We start from the raw sequence: 1,783 nt of genomic DNA, 5'->3' as shown, positions 1-1,783 counted from the left end.
AGATCGATGCAGCTGATCCTGCACAAGTTGAGGTCTGCCTGAATGAGCTAGAGCGAATCGACAACCTTGACGTGCTTTATATTGCCGATTCTTTTGGCTCTATGAAGCCAGCGCGCGTTCAGGAATTAATCGGCCGGTTTGCGGATCGAATTGAGCCTGCCATTGGATTCCACGGCCATGACAACCGGGGATATGCAGTGGTCAATTCAGTGGCCGCCGCAATGGCGGGAGCGACCTGGATAGATTGCACCATGGGCGGCATGGGCCGCGGGGCAGGAAATACGGCTAGTGAGCAACTCCTTCCGATTCTCACTCGTCTCGAAACATCCAAAGAACGGGCGCTTCTCGAGCACGTCCTGCGTCACTTCGATCCGCTTCGCAAACTGTATGGCTGGGGAAGCAGTGCGGCATATCAATTCGCGGGCTCAAACTTTATCCATCCCTCCTTTGTTCAAAAGCTACGCGACGGCTGGGCATTGCCTGACGATGTGATCATCAGGCGTCTTTCGGATCTCCGCGGTGATGAGCGGATGAGTTTTGCCGATGGAAAGCTGTCGGCGCTGATGGCGCAGGACATCGCCTGATCGCAGGTATCTCTGTTGAGGCACCCCCGTTTTCCCAATTTGGAGGAAGCCATGACTCTACCAAGCGCAGCTGTGAAACCATCGCTCCTCCCGTCCGATCCGCGGTTTTCATCAGGCCCTTGCCGCAAGCATCCAGGTTGGAGCGTGCACCCAACTATGCTGCGCTATGTTGGACGAAGTCACCGGAGCACCGAGGGAGCAGAAAGGCTGGGAGAGGTAATCAGGCGCATGGCCTCTTTGCTAGAACTGCCTGATGGCTGGCTCTGCGGAATCGCGCCCGGTTCGGGCACTGGGGCCTGCAGTATGGCCTTACAAAATCTACTCGGCCCTTTTCCAGTCGAGACATTCTTGTCAGATAGCTTCTCGCAGTATTGGGCAAATGAGATCGATACGTTGGCGCTTGCCCCCCAACGCCGGCACATTTGTGCTTTCGGAGATTTTCCGACCATTGGCAGGATCGACCCCAATCACGACATCGTTCTTGTGCTAAACGGCACCAGCAGCGGCGTCTGTCCACCGGATCTTGACTGGATTCTTCCTGACCGTGCCGGGCTTGTGATCGCGGATGCCGTCTCGGCAGCTTTTACGAGGCACATCGACTTCGATCGGATCGATGTTCTGTGCTGGTCATGGCAGAAGGCGCTTGGCGGTGAAGGCGGCCATGGCATGATCGCGCTCTCCCCGCGAGCCCAGGCACGGCTGAAGATCCGCGAGCGTAAACCTGTAGCCAGGCTGATGAGACTGCACAATCCCGACGGATCTGTGAACAAAGCGTTCTTTGGCGGCCGCACGATCTCGACCCCTAGCATGTTCGCAGTCGCGGATATCCACTCTGCGCTCGACTGGGCCGAAGCATGCGGCGGACTACCCGCGCTTCTGAAAAGGGTTGCCAGTAACTACGCTGTGATGGCCGACTGGGTGAACTCTACTCCTTGGATTGATTGGACCTGCATAAATCCGGCAGCCCGCTCCACCTGTTCAATTACTCTTCGGCTTGTAGGAGAACATGTGGCTGCCAGCGACAAAGAGGACGGCGACGAGATCGTTGCGGGGATGATCCGTCTACTCGAAGCCGAAGGCGCGGCTTTTGACATCTGGAGCTACGGTGACGCGCCACCGGGATTTCGGATATGGGCGGGGCCCACGGTCGAGGCAGATGACTTGGCGATTTTATGCGAGTGGTTGGCCTGGGCTTACAG

The 1,783-nt window shown here is 57.2% G+C and carries 1 protein-coding gene and 1 pseudogene; both read left to right on the top strand.

The genetic code is table 11. The features are described from left to right. Positions 1–584 (top strand): annotated as a pseudogene (locus tag EOA24_RS36710) (hypothetical protein); the annotation flags it as partial. A 348-nt stretch (positions 585–932) separates the two neighbouring features. Further along, on the top strand, positions 933–1,783 hold an 851-nt coding region (locus tag EOA24_RS36705), incomplete at its 3' end, for a phosphoserine aminotransferase (RefSeq protein WP_210213644.1).

This window comes from Mesorhizobium sp. M2A.F.Ca.ET.039.01.1.1 (genome assembly GCF_003998035.1).
In the GTDB taxonomy this organism is placed as follows: Bacteria; Pseudomonadota; Alphaproteobacteria; order Rhizobiales; family Rhizobiaceae; genus Mesorhizobium.
Note: the sequence above shows the minus strand (reverse complement) of the source record. Positions and strands in the feature narration are given on the sequence as shown.